Source organism: Salinicola sp. DM10 (assembly GCF_017306975.2).
Classification (GTDB): domain Bacteria; phylum Pseudomonadota; class Gammaproteobacteria; order Pseudomonadales; family Halomonadaceae; genus Salinicola.
Window position 1 is genome coordinate 1 of the sequence record NZ_JAFLEN020000048.1, and the last position, 587, is coordinate 587.

The window sequence follows — 587 nt, forward strand, 5'->3', positions numbered from 1 at the left end:
TACACCGCCACCGACAACGACGGCGGCGTCAGCGCGCCGCAAACGGTGACCATCACCGTCACCGGCACCAACGATGATCCGGTGGCCGTGGCCGATACCGGCAGCACGGGTGAGAACACCACCCTCAATGTGTCCGCTGCCCAGGGCGTGCTGGCCAACGACAGCGATGTCGACGGTGGCACCCTGAGCGTCAGCGCAGTGAACGGCACCGACGCCAACGTCGGTCAGGCGATCACCGGCTCCAACGGCGGCACCTTCACGCTGAACGCGGATGGCTCCTACAGCTTCAACCCGGGCACGGCGTTCGATCGTCTCGCCGCGGGTCAGAGCGACACCACTCAGATCAGTTACACCGTCAGCGATGGCCAGGGTGGCACTGCTACCTCGACGCTGACCGTGACCGTCACCGGCACCAACGACGTGCCGGTTGCCAAGGCGGATACCCAAACTACCGGCGAAAACGCCACCCTGAACGCCCAGGTGCCGGCGGCGACTGACGTTGACGGCACGGTCGAGAGCTACCAACTGGTCAACGGTGTTGGTAACAACAACGGTTCGCTGAGCTTCAATAGCGACGGCAGCTACAC

1 protein-coding gene is annotated in these 587 nt (G+C 64.6%); it reads left to right on the top strand.

Features of this window, described 5'->3' with window-relative positions:
• Positions 1-587 (top strand): Ig-like domain-containing protein (locus J0A90_RS18580; RefSeq protein WP_233076962.1); only part of this gene is annotated, 587 nt, incomplete at both ends.